Genomic DNA, 16,401 nt, shown 5'->3' with positions numbered 1-16,401 from the left:
CCGCTCTCGATGCAGGCGGGCGGGGCGATGTGCCGCCCGCCCGCTTGTGCTCACGTCGCGGGGCTGGCGAGAACGGAGGCGCGCTCGGCGGCACGCTCCGCCAAGGTGGCGGACAGCCGGCGATAGGTAGCCAGTGCCTGACCGACGACCTGATCCATATTGTAATAGCGATAGGTCGCCAGTCGACCGACGAAGCTGACGTTCGGCTCGGCCAGCGCCAGCGCCTCGTAGCGCTTGTAGAGCGCCTGGTTCTCGTCACGCGGGATCGGGTAATAAGGATCGCCCGTGGCGCTCGGATATTCGAACGTCAGGCTGGTCCGCTCGGCGACCTGGCCGGTCAGATGCTTGTATTCGGTCACGCGCGTATAGGGCACGGCCTCGTTCGGGTAGTTGACCACCGCGACCGGCTGATGCTGCTCGGCATCGAGCGTGCGATGCTCGAAGCGGAGCGAGCGGTAGGGCAGCTTGCCGTATCGATGGCCGAAATATTCGTCGATCGGGCCGGTGAAGACGAGATGATCGTGCGGATAGGCCTCGCGCACATCGGCATAATCGACGCCGAGCAGCAAATCGATATTGGGATGATCAAGCATCCGCTCGAACATCCGGGTGAAGCCTTCGGCCGGCATCGCCTGGAACTTGTCGGTGAAGTAGCGGTCGTCGACATTGGTGCGCGTCGGCACGCGGGCCGTGACCGACTTGTCGAGCTCGGACGGATCCATGCCCCACTGCTTGCGGGTATAGCCCTGGAAGAAGGTCTCGTAGAGTTCGCGGCCGACCGCCGAGATGACGACGTCGGCCGAGGTGCGGACCGGCTCCACCGGTTCGGCGCGGGAGGCCAGGAAGGCCGCGGCCTCCTCCTCGGTCTTGAGGTCGAGCCCGTAGAGCAGGTTCAGCGTGGTGCGGTTGATCGGCATCGGCACCAATTGGCCATCCACGTCGGCCAGCACGCGGTGCTCATAAGGGCGCCATTCGGTGAAGCGCGACAGATACTCGAAGATGTCGGCCGAATTGGTGTGGAAGATGTGCGGGCCATATTGGTGGATCAGGATGCCCGCCTCATCCTTGTGGTCGAAGGCGTTGCCGGCAACGTGCGGACGGCGATCGACCACCAGCACGCGCTTGCCGCCGTCCGCCGCCAGCCGCTCCGCCATCACCGCGCCGGCAAAGCCCGCGCCGACGATCATCACGTCATAGCGATCGCGCACGGGCGGCCAGCCGGTCGGCGAAACGACCGGCTCGTGCCGTGTGCGCGCGGCGATCTCGGTGCGGACGAGCGCATCCATGCTGAGTGCGGTGCTGCTCCACGATCCGCGCGCGAGCTGCGCATCGGCAGCGTCGCGCCAGGCCGTGTCGCCCGCGCGCAGGGCCAGCGCCCGCTCGCAGGCGGCGATGAAGGCCTCGGCCGTATCGGCGATCTCCACCGCCTGCAGGTCGCCATAGTGCCGCACGACGTCGACGATCGGGGTGGAGACGACGGGCAGGCCGGCGGCGAGATATTCGGGCGTCTTGGTCGGGCTGATGAAACGGGTCGCCTCGTTGATTGCAAACGGCATCAGCGCGACATCCCACCCGGCCATGTAATCGGGTAGCGCCGAATAGGATTTCGAACCGGGATAGTGGAGGTTGGCGCGGCGCGGCAGATCGCTCTCGGCGATCTTCACGACGGGGCCGATCACCACGATCGACCAGTCGGGCCGCGCATCGGCCAAGGCGGCGAGCAGATCGAGGTTCATCCGCTCGTCGATCACGCCGGCAAAGCCCAGCCGCGGGTGCGGCAGCGCCGCCTGGTCGCCGGGTTCGTCCACCGCGCCGCGTGCCCGCGCGAAATGCGCCGCGTCGATGCTGGAGGGGAAAGCGTGGACGTTGGAGTGGCGCGTGCGTTTCGCCTCGTAGAGGCTGGTGCCGCCGGTGAAGACGATGTCCGCCCGCTCGATCAGCTGCTGCTCGCGGGTCAGGAGCTCGGGCGGCGCACCGCGGAAGGCGGACAGCTCGTCCATGCAGTCATAGACGATGCAGTCGGCGGCGAGATGGTCCGAGAAGGGGAGCATCATCGGCGTGTAATACCAGCGGATCAGCGGCCCCTGCGTGCCCGCCAGCTCGCTATCCAGCAAGGCGGTGAGCGCCGCCTCTTCCCGGCCGCGCAGCGATTCATCCAGTTCGGGCGTCAGCACGACGACGCCGCTGTCCGGATCGACATGCCGGCGCAACTGCGGCTCGCCCGCACCGGCGCGGTACTCCGGCTCCTCCCAGAACAGCACGCGGCGGCTGGCGGCGAAGCGGGTCATCAGGTGCTGGGGACGCTGGAAAACGAACGACCATCGCAAATGGCTGAAACAGATGAGTGTTGAAGGCGCAATATTGTGGTAACGAACGCTGCGCCCCTCGGCTGTGGTCGGCCCCTTGGTGGTCACGCGCTACCCCTCCTGACATTGTCTACGCCGGGAAAACCGGGCCATCGCGCATGTGTTCCGCTAAGTTGTTGAAAACAAACTTAGATCAGTCAGATTCATGGAACGACGACTCGCAATGGTCGTTTGAGGGGCGGGGAGGCGCCTATGCAGCCGTTGCAGCTCTGGGGCGGGCCGGAATGTACGGTTAACCGGTCCGGCGATGCCTATCTCGATCAGACGCGGCTGAGCGGCCATCAGGATCGGCTTGGCGACCTCGATCTGTTCGCCGGTCTCGGCATCACGGCGATCCGCTATCCGGTGCTTTGGGAGCGGGTCTCCCCCGACAACGGCCCACCGCAGTGGCACTGGTATGACGAGCGGCTGGGCCGCCTCCGCCAGCTTGGCATGCGGCCGATTGCGGGTCTGGTCCATCACGGCAGCGGGCCGCGCCACACCGATCTGCTGGACGACGGCTTCGCGCCGGGTCTCGGCCGACACGCCGCGATGGTGGCGGAACGCTATCCCTGGATCGAGGATTGGACGCCCGTCAACGAACCGCTCACCACCGCGCGCTTCTCCTGCCTCTACGGCCACTGGTATCCGCACGCCCGCGACGAGGCGTCGTTCTGGCTCGCGCTGGTCAATCAGGTGGACGGCACCCGCGCGGCGATGCAGGCGATCCGCCGGGTCAATTCCTCGGCGCGGCTGATCCAGACGGACGATCTCGGCCGCACCTATGCGACGACGCGGATGGCGGAGCAGGCGGGGTTCGACAATCTGCGCCGCTGGGCCGGCTGGGATCTGCTGTTCGGCCGCATTACGCCGCACCATCCGCTGTGGGAACGGATCGCGCGGGCAGGGCTGGGCGATCGGCTCCGCGCCATCGCCGACGATCCATGCCCGCCCGACGTGGTCGGCGTGAACCATTACCTCACCAGCGATCGCTTCCTCGACCATCGGCTCCAGCGTTACCCCCAGCACACGCATGGCGGGAATGAACGCATGGCCTATGCCGATACGGAGGCGGTGCGCGTGCTCGATCCGCCGCCGCCGGGGCTGGCCGGTGCGCTCGGCGAGGCGTGGCAGCGCTACGGCGTGCCGCTGGCGATCACCGAGGTCCACAATGGCTGCACCCGCGAGGAACAGCTCCGCTGGGCGGCGGAGGCGTGGGATACGGCGCTCGCCTTCCGCGCATCGGGCGGGCAGATCGAGGCGGTCACCGCCTGGGCGCTGCTCGGCAGCCAGGGCTGGAACACGCTGCTGACGGCGCCCGGCATCTATGAAACGGGCGTGTTCGACATTTCGGGCGGTGCGCCTCGGCCGACGGCGCTGGCCTCTCTGTGGCGTGCCTTGCCGACAGGCGGTCCGCGCCATCCCGTCGCGTCGGAGACGGGCTGGTGGCACCGGCCCGAACGCCTGCTCCACCGCACGCTGACGCGGCCATCGGGCGTGGCGCCGGCGGTGCAGACGCAGGATGAGCGCGTGCTGCTGATCTGCGGCGCGACGGGCACGCTGGGCCAGGCGTTCGCGCGCGCCTGCGCCGCCCGCGGCATCCGCCATGTCGTGACCGCCCGTGACACGATCGATCTGGAGCGGCCCGACACGATCGCCGGAACGCTCGACCGGCTGCGCCCCTGGGGCGTGGTGAATGCGACGGGCTGGGTGCGCGTCGACGATGCGGAGGCGGAGGAGGCGGCGTGCATGCGCGTCAACGCCACCGGCGCGGTCGCGCTGGCGCAGGCCTGCGCGGATCGTGGGATCGCCTGCCTCGGCTTTTCCAGCGACCTCGTCTTCGATGGCGCGCAGGCCCGGCCCTATGTCGAGTCCGATGCGCCGCGGCCGCTCAGCGCCTATGGCCGCAGCAAGGCGGCGCTGGAGGCGGGCTGCGCCGGGCTGCCGGGCGTGCTGGTGGCGCGCACCGCAGCCTTCTTCTCCGCCGACGATCCGCACAATTTCGCGTGGAGCCTGGCCGACACGCTGTCCCGCGGGCAGCGGTTCGTCGCGGCAGCCGATCATGTCGTCACGCCCACCTTCGTGCCGGCGCTGGTCGATACCGGGCTCGACCTGCTGATCGACGGGGCAGAGGGCATCTGGCACATCGCCGGCAGCGACGCGGTCAGCTGGGCCGAGTTCGCGTTGCGCGTGGCGCGGGCGTGCGATCTCAACCCGGCGCTCGTCATCCCGGTCGCGGGCGAGGCGCTCGGCTGGCGCGCGCCACGCCCGCGCTACGCGGCGCTTGGAAGTGAGCGGGGCGCCACGGCCGCTCGGCTGGACGACCAGATCCACGGCTTCGCCCAGCGCGTTCGCGGCCGGTTCGCACGGGCGGCGTGACGATCAGGCGAGCGCCACCGGCTTGCCCGCAAAATCCTCGCCCAGCACCTGCGGCATCTGCCGCGCAATGCCGCGGGTGAGCTCGCCCGGCACCGTCACCGCGAAACCGCGATCGACCAGCCCCTGGATCGCCCAGCGCACGCAATAATCGGCAGCGACCCCGATCACCGTCACGTGGGTGACGCCCTCGGTCTTGAGCGTCTCGAAGAAGCGGTCGCGCGGCGTGGCGGCGCCGCCCCGCATCGGCTCGATGCAGACGTCCGCCTCTTCCCACATGTCGAACACGCCCTTTTCCAGCCGGTAGAGCGGGATACGCGCGTCGATCGCACCGGGATCGAGCACCGTGTTCCACCCGGCCGTGCCGCGCACGCAGTGAAGGCGGAACTGCTCCGCTTCTTTGGAGCCGCGGTAGATCTCCTCCTCATGCGTGTCGAAGGTGAACAGCACGCCCGCCGTCTCCTCGGGCGTCAGCGCCGCCAGCCACGCGTTCATCGGCCCGACCAGCGCATCCGCGCCTGCAACCGACAGCGCGCCATCGGCCCGCACGAAATCGCCCTGGGCATCCACCACGATCACGAAGCTGCGCATCATCCTGCTCCTTGCTTGCTGCGCTTGACTTAGTCGCGACTCGCACATAAGTAAAGTGCATAACGAACATAAGGTGGCAGATGGACGACGCAGCCTTCCTCGCCGACTATGATCCGAACGCCTTCGAACGCCCCTCGGTGGCGGTCGATCTGGTGCTGATGACGGTGGTCGACGGCGCCCCTGCCGCGCTGCTGATGCGCCGGCCCGCGCCGCCGCAGCAGGGCTGCTGGGCCTGCCCCGGCGGCTTCGTCGGCATGGCCGAGTCGCTGGACGAGGCGGCGCACCGCCTGCTGCGCGAAAAGGCGCGCATGCAGGGCGCCTATGTCGAGCAGCTCTATACGTTCGGCGCGCCCGACCGCGATCCTCGCACCCGCATCATCAGCGTCGCTTACTTCGCGCTGCTGCCGGCGGATCGCTTCGCCGCGGCGATGGCGGCGGGCGACGATCTCACCCTCGCCCGCATCGCCGTGCCCTGGGCCGGCGAGGCGGGCGGGCCGGTGGAGGCGCTGGCGCCGGACGGCACGCCACTGCCGCTCGCTTTCGATCATGGCGACATGCTGGGCCTTGCCGTGCTGCGGCTGCGCGGCAAGCTCGATTATTCCGCGGTCGCCTTCGCGCTGCTGCCCGAGCGGTTCACGCTGCGGGCGCTGCAATCGGTGCACGAGGCGATCCTCGGCGCCCCGCTCAACAAGCCCGCTTTCCGCCGCCGCATGCTCGACCGCGGCTGGCTGGAGCCGACCGGGGAGCGCGAGGTGGGCACCTCGTTCCGCCCGCCCGAACTCTATCGTTTCCGTGCAACCGCCTGAGGAGAAGATCCATGGCGCACATCAAGAATCTCGGTTTCGTCGCCCAGCTGCGCAGCGACGCCAGCGCGCACGTCATCCGCTATCGCAGCGGCCGCCTGCGGCAGAGCGGCCGCGGTCTCGTCTTCTGGTTCGTGCCCGAAACCGCCAGCATCGCGGAAGTGCCGATGGACGACCGCGAAATGGCGGTGTTCGTGAAGGGGCGCAGCCAGGATTTCCAGATGGTCGCGGTGCAGGGCACGCTGACGTGGCGCGTGGCCGATCCGGAGCTGCTCGCCAGCCGGGTCGATTTCAGCATCGGCCTCGTCACCGGCGCGCTGAACGGCGAGCCGATCCAGCGGATCGAGACGCGGCTGGCGGGCCTGGTCAACCAGGCGGCGCTGCAATATCTCGCGCAGGCGCCGGTGCGCACCCTGCTCGATGCCGGGCCCGAGCCGCTGCGCAACCGGCTGGAGGCGGCGCTGGCCGGCGAGGCCGCACTCCGCGATATCGGGCTGGAGATCGTCGCCATCCGCCTGACTGACCTCGCGCCGACGAGCGAGCTCGAACGCGCGCTGCGCACGCCGACCTTCGAGGCGCTCCAGCAAAAGGCCGACGAGGCGACGTTCGAGCGGCGTGCGCTGGCGGTGGAGAAGGAGCGCGCCATCGCCGAGAACGAACTGGCCAACAAGATCGAGCTGGCCCGTCGCGAGAAGCAGCTGATCGCGCAGGAGGCGGACAATGCGCGCGACCGGGCGGCGGGCCTCGCCGATGCGAGCGCGCTGGAGGCGGGGGCGGAGGCGACGCGCATCCGCACCGTCGAAGGCGCGCGCGCGGAGACCGAGGCGGCGCACTTCGCCATCTACCGCGATCTGCCGCCCGCGGTGATGCTGGGCCTCGCCGCGCGCGAGCTTGCGGGCAAGCTCGACACGATCGAGCACCTGAACGTCACCCCCGATCTGCTGGCGACGCTGATCGGCGAGTTTCGCCGCGCGCCCGCGCTGGTGGAGCGCTGAGCGGTGGCGACGATCCGCCCCCGCGCGGTGTTCGTCACGCGCGAGACCGACCTCGCCCGCCTGCTCGCCCGCCACGCCACGCGTGAGCAGGCCCGCTTCTTCCTGGAGACGCGCGGGCAGCGGATCGAGGATCTGGAGCGGCGCGATGCCGAGCAGCAGGCAGCGCTGCGTTCGGCCCGCGCCGCAGTGCCCGGCGAGTGGCGGCAGGCCGAGGTGCATCGCGCCGACCTCGACCGCTTCCTGTTCGGGCCGGAGGATGTGGTGATCGCGGTGGGGCAGGACGGGCTCGTCGCCAACGTCGCCAAATATCTCGATGGACAGCCCGTCCTCGGCATCAATCCGTCGCCCGATCTGTATGACGGCGTGCTGGTGCGCGTGCCGCTGGCGAGGCTGGCGAAGCTGCTGCCGGCCGCGCTCTCGGGCGATGCGCCGGCGGAGCGGCGGACGATGGTGGCGGCGACGCTCGACACGGGCGAGCGGCTGCTGGCATTGAACGAGGTGTTCGTCGGCCATCGCAGCCACCAGTCGGCCCGCTACACGATCGAGGCAGAGGGTGCGCGCGAGGATCAGGCGTCGAGCGGCGTGATCGTCGCGTCGGGCACGGGCGCCACCGGCTGGGCCCGCTCGATCCTCGGCGTCGCGGGCGCCAGCCTGCCGCTCGACCCGCAGGAGCCTGCCGCCGCTTTTCTGGTGCGCGAACCGTTTCCGAGCCGCGCCACCGGCACCGCGCTGCGCTACGGCCGGCTCAGCGGAGCGCCGCTCGCCATCACGTCGCGGATGAACGATGGCGGCGTGCTGTTCGCGGATGGCATGGAGCAGGATTATCTGCCGTTCGACTGGGGCAATCGTGCGACGATCGGGCGGGCGGATCGCGCGCTCAACCTGATCGTCGGCTGAGGAAGGGAATAAGCGGCATGGCCGTGACGGACATCGCGACACGCACCTACGATCATGGCTGGCGGCTCGATCCGATCGTGCGCAGCCTGCTGGATACGGATTTCTACAAGCTGCTGATGCTGCAGATGATCCGCCACCTGCATTCGGACGTGCGCGCCACATTCTCGCTGATCAACCGCTCCACCTCGATCCGGCTGGCGGACGTGATCGACGAGGGGGAGCTGCGCGCGCAGCTGGATCATGCGCGCACTTTGCGCTTCTCCAAGAAGGAGCTGATCTGGCTGGCGGGCAACAGCTTCTATGGCCAGCAGCGCATGTTCTCGCCCGATTTCATCGCCTGGCTGGCCGACTTCCGCCTGCCTGAATATGAATTGCAGGCGATCGACGGCCAGTATCGCCTCCGCTTCGAGGGGCCGTGGACCCACACGACGATGTGGGAGATCCCGGCGCTCTCCATCATCAACGAACTGCGTGCGCGAGCGGCGATGCGGGACAAGGGACGGTTCGCGCTGGACGTGCTCTACGCACGGGCCAAGGCGCGGCTGTGGGAGAAGGTGGAGCGCCTGCGCGCGCTGCCCGATCTTGCCATTTCCGATTTCGGCACGCGGCGGCGGCATGGCTTCCTGTGGCAGCGCTGGTGCGTGGAGGCGCTGAAGGAAGGGCTGGGCCGGCGCTTCATCGGCACGTCCAACGTGCTGCTGGCGATGGATAACGACCTGGAGGCGATCGGCACCAACGCGCACGAACTGCCGATGGTGATGGCGGCGCTGGCCGACAGCGACGAGGCGGTCGCCGCGTCGCCCTATCGCGTGCTGGAGGAGTGGAAGGCGCATTATGGCGGCAATCTGCTGATCGTGCTGCCCGATGCGTTCGGCACCGCGGCCTTCCTCGAGCATGCGCCCGACTGGGTGGCCGACTGGACCGGCTTCCGCCCCGACAGCGCGCCGCCGATCGAGGGGGGCGAGCAGATCATCCGCTGGTGGCAGGAGCGCGGGCGCGATCCCAAGAGCAAGCTGCTGATCTTCTCCGACGGCATGGACGTGGACAGCATCGAAACGGTCTATCGCCGCTTTCAGGGCCGCGTGCGGATGAGCTTCGGCTGGGGCACGAACCTGACCAACGACTTCCGCGGCTGCGACCCCGATGGCGGCACCGCGCTGGAGCCGATCTCTCTCGTCGCCAAGGTGATCGAGGCGAACGGCCGGCCGGCGGTCAAGCTGTCCGACAATCCGGCCAAGGCGACGGGCGACCCGGCGGAGATTGCGCGCTATCTGCGGATCTTCGGCGCGTCGGGGCAGTCGGCCTCGGCCGTGCGGGTGTGAGGGGGAATGAGGATGGCGAGCGACGGGCAAGGCGGTGCGGATCAGGCGGGCAGGGCGCCGCTGCGCCTGCGCTCGCTGCTGTTCGTGCCCGGCGACCGGCCCGAGCGGATGCGCAAGGCGCTGACGGTCGGGGCGGATGCGCTGATCCTCGATCTTGAGGATTCGGTCGCGCTGTCCGCCAAGGAGGGCGCACGGGCGGCGGTCGCGGCGTTCCTGGCGGAGGCGGGGCGGGCGGTGCCGCTGTTCGTCCGCATCAATCCGCTCGACGGCGGGCTGGCGGATACCGATCTCGCTGCGGTGCTGCCGGCGCGGCCGACCGGGATCGTCCTGCCCAAGGCGGAGGGGGCGGCCTCGCTCGCCGATCTCAATGCCCGCCTGCGCGCCCGCGGGAATGAGGACGCCCTCGTCCTGCCGATCGCGACGGAGACGCCGCGCGCCATCTTCCGCCTTGGCGACTATGCGCCCGGCACGCCGCGTCTCGCCGGGCTGACGTGGGGTGCGGAGGATCTGCCCGCCGCCATCGGCGCGCTCTCCTCCCGCCAGCCGGACGGCAGCTATACGCCGCCTTACGAGATGGTGCGCGCGCTTACCCTGTTCGCCGCCGCCGCCGCCGATGTCGCGCCGATCGAGACGGTGTTTCCCGCCATCCGCGATTCTGAGGGCCTGCGCGCCTATGCCGAGCGCGGCAGCCGCGACGGCTTTACCGGCATGATGGCGCTGCACCCCGATCAGGTGCCGATCATCAACGCCGCCTTCACGCCGTCCGATGCGGCCATTGCGCATGCGCGTGCGGTTTGCGCTGCCTTTGCGGCGGCACCGGGCGCGGGCGTGCTGACGCTGGACGGCAAGATGATCGACCGGCCGCACCTGCGCCAGGCGGAGCGGCTGCTCGCGCGTCTCGGCTAACGGGGTGCGGCGGCGCGGTTGAACCACAAGGCGGTCGCCCAACCCGCCAGGCCGCTGCCGCCCAGCCAGATCAGGAAGGCCGCCGGATCGCCCGCGGCGAGGCACAGCAGGCCGGGCAGGCACGCCGCCGCGGCGATCAGTCGGCGCGTCGCCGGCGTCTGGCCGCCCGTCGTCCGCAATGCGCGGCGCCGCTTCGGATCGCCCGCGCAGAGCGATGCGATCAGCGCCCAGGAGACGAGGATGGCGAGGAAGGGGAGCATCGTCACTCCGCCGGCATCAGGGTGGCGAGCGGTTCGGACGTGACGGCGCGGCGCGGCTTCGTCCGCCACGTCAGCCATCCGCCGGCAGCCAGGAAGGCGAGGTCGAGCGCAGGGATGATCGGCTGCCCCGCGTCGATCGCCGCGGCCCAGCCGGGGCCGCCCAGCGCCAGCCGGAGCGGCGGCAGGATCAGCATGCCGATCGCCATGGCGAGCCACAGCGCCCGCTCGAACGCGGCAGGCGATCGCATCAGCGCCGCGCCGGCGATGACGGCCGCCGAGGCGATGACGAACGCGGCGGGCGTCCAGAACACGGCGGTCCCCTCCGGCATGGCGATGATGAAGGCGACGGCGGAGGCGATCAGCGCGACGGGCAGGCCGACAGCCACCGTTGTCACCGTCCGATCCAGCCAGTCGAGCGAGCGCGCCTCGCCCCGTCGCCGGACGAGCCACAGCCGGAAACCGGTCAGCGACACGTAGCACATGGCGAAACCGAGCGCGAACCACACCGCCTTCGACAGCAGCCCGGCAAAATTGCCGAAGTGCATCGGCGCCATGATGCCGACCAGCGATCCGCCCGCCGATGCGCGCGTGCCGATGGCCGGCTTCACCCGCTCGAACTGCCCCGTCGCCCCGCGATAGAGCAGGGTCGCAGGCTCGAGATCGCCGGCGGCAGGCTGGTGGTAGCTGGTGATCTCCGCATCGGCGCGGCCGAACTTCTCGATGCCGACAAAGGTCGGCACACCGCCCGCGCGCCGCGTCGCATCCGCCATGATCCGGTCCAGATTGCCGACCGGGGCAGGGCGGGGATCGGCCTTGCCGGGATTGCCATAGACCGTCTCGTTCAGCGCGCCGACGTCGCCGCCGAACGCCGCCATCGCGACGATCGGCACGCCCACCGTGCCGTAGAAGGAGAAGAAGCTGCCGGTAAAGGCCAGCACGAAGGCGAAGGGCAGACTCCACGTGCCCGCCACGCTGTGCCGGTCGCGATCCACCAGCACCGGATTGGCGCTCCGGCGCAGCGTGAAGATGTCCTTCAGCAGATGGCGGTGGATCAGCAGGCCGGAAATCGCGGCGACCAGCATGGCCAGGCCGAGGATGCCGGTCAGCAGCAGCCCCCACGGGTTCGGCAGGTGCAGGCGGACGTGGGTGTCGACCAGGAAGGTCTTCAGCGCGTCGTCGTTGCTGGGCCCGAATATCTCCTCGTCCGTGCCCCGCTGCGCGGAGGCGAGCCGGCCCTCGGCGTCGATGCGGTAATAGACGCCTCGCGTGATCGGGCGCCCGCCGGCCATCTCGTCGCGGTGAAAATAGACGCCGAGATCGTGGTCGCCCATCTCGAACAGGTTCACGCCCTCGTGGAAGCGTTCGGGCGTGTGCGCGGCAAGGTCGCGGATGGCGCTGTCGAGCGGGCGGGCGAAGGCGCTGGTGGTGCGGACGTGGCCCGCCGACCAGATGCCGACCTCCTCGGCGAAGACGGCGGCGGTGCCGGTCAGCACGACGGCGTAGAGCAGCAGGCCGAGCAGGATGCCGGACCAGCCGTGCACCGCGACCATCAGCTTGGTCTTTTCCTTCGACAGATGGATCATCGCGCCTGCTCCATCGACGGACGCAGGAAGGCCTGCGCCACCAGCCCGCCGTGAAGCGCCAGCAGTCCGAACGCCACGATCGCCACTCGCGCGATGCTTCGATCGAGGCAGGCGTGGAAGAACAGCGCGGCCCAGATCAGTGGCACCAGCACCAGCGGCACGACGAGATTGTCGATGCCGGCGGGGCCGGGCGGCACCCAGCGCGTCATGCCGGCCATCACCACCAGCGCGACCAGGACCGCGCCCGGCCCTGCCAGCAGGATGCGCGCCCATCTGCCCTGCGATCCGCTCATCCACCGCTCCGCCAAACCGGGAACCCGTCGTTGAGCGCTCGCAATAAACGCTATTGAGAGTCGTTCGCAACTGTTTATAGCGCGCCGCGGTTATTCCAGATCAAGGGGCATCCGAGTGAAACTGATGACGCTGGCCGGCGCGGCGATGCTGATTGCGCCGAACGCTGCCTTCGCCGCCGAGGCCGAAGCGCCTGCGCCCGCCGACGAGACCATCGTCGTCACCGCCAATCGGACCGACTCGTTCGCCGGCACCAAGACCGACACGCCCCTGATCCAGACGCCGCAGCCGATCACCGTCATCAGCGACGCGACTTTCCTGTCGCAGGGCGCGATCTCGATCAGCGATACGGTGCGTTATGCCGCGGGCGTCACCGCCAACGCCTATGGCCGCGACACGCGTGTCGACAGCTTCGTCATCCGCGGCATCGACGCGCTGCAATTCCGCGACGGCATGCGCGACATCTTCAGCTTCTACGCGTCCGCCGCGGCGGACCCCTACAACTTCTCGCGCGTGGAGATCGTGCGCGGGCCGGCCTCGGTGCTGTTCGGGCAGGGTTCGATCGGCGGCCTCGTCAATCTCGTCTCCAAGACGCCGCAGTTCGAGACGGGCGGCGAGCTGAGCGCCGTCTATGGCAGCTATGATCGCAAGGAGCTGCTCGGCGACGTCAATCTGGCGGTGGACGACACTTTCGCGATCCGCGCCGTCGGCCGTGCGCGCGATGCGGACACCTATGTCGATCACGTGCCCGACGATCGCGTGATGTTCGCGCCGTCCGTCCGCTGGCGGCCGACGCCGGATACCGACATCACGCTGCTCGGCCTCTATCAGGAGGACGATACCGGCTCGACGTCGCAATTCCTGCCGGTCGTCGGCACCAACCTGCCGAACGGGACGAACCCGCGGCTCGACCGTTACCTGTTCGTCGGCAAGCCGGGGTGGGACCGGTATGACGGGCGCCTGCTGCAGGGCGGCGGCAGCATCTCGCAGCGGTTCGGCGAGACTGTCTCGGTGAACCTGAAGGCCCGCTACATCGACAGCGACCTCACCTATTTCACCCACTACACCGACAGCTACACCAACCCGACCAACCCCTATCTGGATGCCGCGCGCCGCCAGATCCGGCTCTACAGCGAAGCCAGCCTCGCGCGGCTCAACGTCTTCTCGACCGACAACAATGTGCAGTTCAAGTTCGACACCGGTGCGAACATCTCGCACGTCCTGCTCGCCGGCATCGATTACAGCTGGAACAAGGTGCGCAAGAGCAGCAACTTCGGCGTCGAACAGATCGACCTGTACGACATCGACTATGACGCCCTGGTGCTGCCGAGCGTTTCGGCGGACTTCAGCCGCGACACGCAGAAGCAGCTCGGCATCTACGTGCAGGATCAGATCCGCTTCTTCGATCGCGTCTCCGTCGTGCTCGGCGTGCGCCGTGATCGGGTGCGCAGCGACAGCGTGACGGCGGATCGCAGCCTGCGCGTCAACACGGTCGACAAGGCCACCACCTTCCGCGCGGGCATCATCGGCGAGATCGGCGCGGGCCTGTCGCCCTTCTTCAGCTATACCGAAAGCTTCCTGCCGATCGCCGGCACCGGGAACGGCGCGCTGAAGCCGCAGACCGGTCGCCAGTATGAGGCGGGCGTGAAGTGGCAGCCGGATGCGCGCACCCTCGTCACCGTCACGGGCTTCCACATCAAGGAGAATGGACGGCCGCTGTTCGGGCCGGGATCGATCGTGACGCAGGCGGGTGTGCTGACCACCAAGGGCATCGAGCTGGAGGCGAGCCGCACGCTGCCGGGCAATTTCGAGCTGCTGGTCAATTACGGCTACAACAAGCTGACCCCGCGCGACACGCAGTTCTTCGACTATCTGCCGAAGCACAATGCCTCCATCTGGTCGACCAAGACGGTGCAGCTGAGCGAGGACGTGTCGATCCGCGGCGGTGCGGGCGTGCGCTATACCGGCAAGCGGACCTCGATCGGCCCGGCCTGGACGCTGGTGACGGGGGACAACACCTTGGTCGATGCGCTGGCGGAGGTGACGTGGCGCCAGTGGCGCTTCGCCGTCAACGCCACCAACCTGCTCGGCGACAAGTTCTACGCCTCGTGTCTGTCGCGGGGCGACTGCTTCATGGGCGCACCGCGCAACGTGATGGGCACAATCTCCTACCGCTTCTGAGCGGGCGCCTCGCTCAGCCAGGCGATGATGCGGGCGTTGATCCGCGCCGGCTGCTCCAGATGCAGCCAGTGGGTCGCGTCCGCGATCATCTCCAGCCGCGCGTCGTCGCACTGGGCGAGGCTCGCCTCGGCGATGTGGCGCTCGAGGAAGCGGTCCTCCTCCGCCCACAGGATCAGCGTCGGCGGCGTGATCCGGGCGGGCGCTGCCGGCCGCTCCCGCCGGCGCAGCGCGCGGTAGTAATTGAGCATGCCGGTGAGCGACCCGGCATTGCGCCACGCCGCGACATAGCGATTCAGCGCACCCGGCTCGAACGTGTCCGCCTTGCCGCTGCCCTGGAGCATGGTGCGCAGGCCCGCATGGTCGAAGCTGCCGAGCGTCGCCTCGGGCAGCCAGGGCAGCTGGAAGAAGGCGGCATAGGTGCTGCGCAGCGCCTGGCTCGGATGCTTCAGCATCTGTGCGCCCCAGACGTCCGGATGCGGCCCGTCCATCAGCACGACTTGGTCTAGCCGCGTGGCATGAAGGGCGGCGACCCACCAGCCGATCACCGCGCCCCAGTCATGCCCGACGAGGTGGAACCGCTCCGCGCCGAACGTGTCCGCCAGCGCGACCACGTCGGCCGCCAGCGTGTCGAGCCGGTAATCGTCTATGCCATCCGGCACGTCGCTCAGATTGTAGCCGCGCAGATCGGGCACGACGACGTGGAAGCCCGCGGCGGCGAGCGGGCCGATCTGGTGGCGCCATGCCCACCAGAACTCGGGAAAGCCGTGCAGCAGGATGACGAGCGGCGCGCCGGCCTTGCCCGCCTCCACCACATGCAGCGTCACCGCGCCCACCTTGCGGCGTGAAGACCGCCAGCCGGGCTGGAGCAGGTCGTCGTCGGAAGATCGTGCGCTCATGGCGCGGCAACGTCCGCGGCAGGGGCGTGTTGCACGGTCAGGCCCTGCTCGACGGCGGTCATCAGCGGGAGCGGCGCGGCCAGCAGATGCTCGCCGTGATGCGCCGCCGCCCAGCCGATGGTGCGGCGCGCGTCGAAACCGGTCAGCCGCGGCCGGCGGACGTCCGCATGGGCATAGCAATCGGGCATGACGGTGAGGCCGAGCCCCGCGGCCACCATGTCCAGCACACGCTCGTCATTGGTCGATCGGAGCGCGAAGTGCGGGCGCACGCCGCGCTCGGTGAAATAGCGGCTGGTCTCCGACAGGGCCTCGCAGTGGCGGCGCACGATCATGGCCTCGTTCGCCAGCCGCTCCGGCGCGATCTCGCCCGCGTCGGCCAGCGGATGATCGGCGGCGAGCGCGAGTGAATAGCCCTCGCTCATCACCGCGCGCTCCGCGAACCGCTCGGCGCCGCGGCCGACGAGGGTGAGCGCCAGATCGATGCGGCCCTTGGCGAGATGCCCGGCCAGCTCGCGCTCATTGCCGAACAGCAGTTCGAAGCGGTGCTGCTCGCCCGGGCGCGTCCCAGCTACCGCCTGCGCGACGATGGCAGCGGGCAGGCTGCCCAGCACGCCGAGGCGGAGCGGCGGCAGGTCGGTGGCGCGGCCCATCGCCTGGAGCGCGACGTTGAACTCCGCCTCGATCCGGCGGGCATGCGGCAGGAAGCGTGCGCCGGCATCGGTCAGCTCGACGCGCTGGTTGGAGCGGACGAACAACTGCTGGCCAAGCTCGCGCTCCAGCTTGGCGATGCCGACGGACAGCGTCGGCTGCGACACGTTGCAGGCGGCCGCCGCGCGCGAGAAATTGCCCTGGTCGACCACCGCGATGGCGTAGCGGAGCAGATATCGATCGAGCATCGCGGATGCATAGATATCGTCAATGGACTTGTTATGGAAAGTTCAATTTTGGCGAAGCT

General features: G+C 69.3%; 14 protein-coding genes. 7 read left to right on the top strand and 7 right to left on the bottom strand.

The window, feature by feature from the left end:
- Positions 1–50 precede the first annotated feature (50 nt).
- Positions 51–2,288, bottom strand: a complete 2,238-nt coding sequence (glf, locus tag BM360_RS06155) for a UDP-galactopyranose mutase (protein WP_093312350.1) — start codon at positions 2,286–2,288, stop codon at positions 51–53.
- A 270-nt stretch (positions 2,289–2,558) separates the two neighbouring features.
- Here glf and BM360_RS06150 point away from each other — a divergent pair, with 270 nt between their 5' ends.
- Positions 2,559–4,724 (top strand): sugar nucleotide-binding protein, encoded by a 2,166-nt coding sequence (locus BM360_RS06150; protein WP_093312347.1) that lies wholly within the window; start codon positions 2,559–2,561, stop codon positions 4,722–4,724.
- A gap of 3 nt (positions 4,725–4,727) precedes the next feature.
- Here BM360_RS06150 and BM360_RS06145 read toward each other — a convergent pair whose 3' ends face one another.
- Positions 4,728–5,315, bottom strand: a complete 588-nt coding sequence (locus BM360_RS06145) for a cysteine hydrolase family protein (RefSeq protein ID WP_341350581.1) — start codon at positions 5,313–5,315, stop codon at positions 4,728–4,730.
- Positions 5,316–5,392: 77 nt separating this feature from the next.
- Here BM360_RS06145 and BM360_RS06140 point away from each other — a divergent pair, with 77 nt between their 5' ends.
- The 5 genes from BM360_RS06140 to BM360_RS06120 are packed head-to-tail and all read left to right on the top strand — an operon-like array spanning position 5,393 to position 10,235.
- On the top strand, positions 5,393–6,118 hold the full coding sequence (locus BM360_RS06140) for an NUDIX hydrolase (RefSeq protein WP_093312345.1): 726 nt from the start codon (positions 5,393–5,395) through the stop codon (positions 6,116–6,118).
- An 11-nt stretch (positions 6,119–6,129) separates the two neighbouring features.
- Positions 6,130–7,110: an SPFH domain-containing protein gene (locus tag BM360_RS06135; protein WP_093312343.1), complete on the top strand. Its 981-nt coding sequence runs from the start codon at positions 6,130–6,132 to the stop codon at positions 7,108–7,110.
- A gap of 3 nt (positions 7,111–7,113) precedes the next feature.
- Complete coding sequence (locus tag BM360_RS06130) at positions 7,114–8,007, top strand: NAD(+)/NADH kinase (protein WP_093312340.1); 894 nt, start codon at positions 7,114–7,116, stop codon at positions 8,005–8,007.
- Between the two features lie 17 nt (positions 8,008–8,024).
- Entirely contained in the window at positions 8,025–9,329 is a 1,305-nt protein-coding gene (pncB, locus tag BM360_RS06125; RefSeq protein WP_093312337.1) for a nicotinate phosphoribosyltransferase, read from the top strand.
- A 60-nt stretch (positions 9,330–9,389) separates the two neighbouring features.
- The gene (locus BM360_RS06120; protein WP_093313820.1) at positions 9,390–10,235 is read left to right on the top strand and encodes an HpcH/HpaI aldolase/citrate lyase family protein; all 846 of its coding nucleotides are present in this window, start codon (positions 9,390–9,392) and stop codon (positions 10,233–10,235) included.
- On the opposite strand, the gene BM360_RS06115 is transcribed toward BM360_RS06120, so the two are convergent.
- From BM360_RS06115 to BM360_RS06105, 3 genes are read right to left on the bottom strand one after another with little or no spacing between them, the layout of a single operon-like run.
- Positions 10,232–10,501: a hypothetical protein gene (locus BM360_RS06115; RefSeq protein WP_423228891.1), complete on the bottom strand. Its 270-nt coding sequence runs from the start codon at positions 10,499–10,501 to the stop codon at positions 10,232–10,234. The two genes, BM360_RS06120 and BM360_RS06115, sit on opposite strands and share 4 nt — an antisense overlap.
- Positions 10,498–12,078, bottom strand: a complete 1,581-nt coding sequence (locus BM360_RS06110) for a PepSY-associated TM helix domain-containing protein (RefSeq protein ID WP_093312330.1) — start codon at positions 12,076–12,078, stop codon at positions 10,498–10,500. The genes BM360_RS06115 and BM360_RS06110 overlap by 4 nt, the downstream gene beginning before the upstream one ends.
- Positions 12,075–12,371: a hypothetical protein gene (locus BM360_RS06105; protein ID WP_093312327.1), complete on the bottom strand. Its 297-nt coding sequence runs from the start codon at positions 12,369–12,371 to the stop codon at positions 12,075–12,077. The genes BM360_RS06110 and BM360_RS06105 overlap by 4 nt, the downstream gene beginning before the upstream one ends.
- Positions 12,372–12,495: 124 nt before the next feature.
- Here BM360_RS06105 and BM360_RS06100 point away from each other — a divergent pair, with 124 nt between their 5' ends.
- A complete protein-coding gene (locus BM360_RS06100) occupies positions 12,496–14,550 on the top strand; it encodes a TonB-dependent siderophore receptor (protein ID WP_093312324.1) in 2,055 nt (684 codons plus the stop codon).
- Here the strand turns inward: BM360_RS06100 and BM360_RS06095 are convergent.
- Both BM360_RS06095 and BM360_RS06090 read right to left on the bottom strand, forming a co-directional pair.
- Positions 14,538–15,446, bottom strand: a complete 909-nt coding sequence (locus tag BM360_RS06095) for an alpha/beta fold hydrolase (protein WP_093312320.1) — start codon at positions 15,444–15,446, stop codon at positions 14,538–14,540. The genes BM360_RS06100 and BM360_RS06095 overlap by 13 nt on opposite strands.
- A complete protein-coding gene (locus BM360_RS06090) occupies positions 15,443–16,342 on the bottom strand; it encodes a LysR family transcriptional regulator (protein ID WP_093312317.1) in 900 nt (299 codons plus the stop codon). The genes BM360_RS06095 and BM360_RS06090 overlap by 4 nt, the downstream gene beginning before the upstream one ends.
- Between the last annotated feature and the right edge of the window lie 59 nt (positions 16,343–16,401).

The organism is Sphingomonas jatrophae (assembly GCF_900113315.1).
Lineage (GTDB): Bacteria > Pseudomonadota > Alphaproteobacteria > Sphingomonadales > Sphingomonadaceae > Sphingomonas_P > Sphingomonas_P jatrophae.
Note: the sequence above shows the minus strand (reverse complement) of the source record. Positions and strands in the feature narration are given on the sequence as shown.